We start from the raw sequence: 425 nt of genomic DNA, 5'->3' as shown, positions 1-425 counted from the left end.
GCCCCAACCCGAGGCGCTTTTGCCGCCGGGATCGAGATCGTAGACGATGGCGTCCTTGCGATTGGGATTGACCCCGGCGGGAACCTTGTCGAGGCCGAGCGCCGCGCGAACACGCCAGGCGACATTGTGATCGGCGCATGAGGAATCTCCGGAGACCCCGATCCCTCCGACGATGCTCTTGCCGTCATAGAGGGCAAGCCCGCCGCCAAACACAACGACGCCTCCAATCGGCTTGCCGACAAGGGGATCGCTGGCGCTTCCGAACGTTTTGGGATCGCCCGCATAGGCCGCGGCCTGGTTAACCGGATTGGTCTCCTGCAAGCCGAAAAGCGGCCCGCCAGGTTGCGCCCCCGCGTAGAGATTGGCCGTCGATAGGGCCATTTGCGCCAAGCTGAGCCCATTGGCCGTATTGGCCTTCTCTGCCG

Annotated in this window: 1 protein-coding gene; it reads right to left on the bottom strand. The window is 64.5% G+C overall.

All coding sequences use genetic code 11. The features are described from left to right. The coding region (locus EN939_RS37700; RefSeq protein ID WP_164751673.1) for a heme-binding protein at positions 1-425 on the bottom strand (425 nt) is incomplete at both ends.

It is taken from the genome of Mesorhizobium sp. M7A.F.Ca.CA.002.05.1.1 (genome assembly GCF_003998335.1).
Lineage (GTDB): Bacteria > Pseudomonadota > Alphaproteobacteria > Rhizobiales > Rhizobiaceae > Mesorhizobium.
Note: the sequence above shows the minus strand (reverse complement) of the source record. Positions and strands in the feature narration are given on the sequence as shown.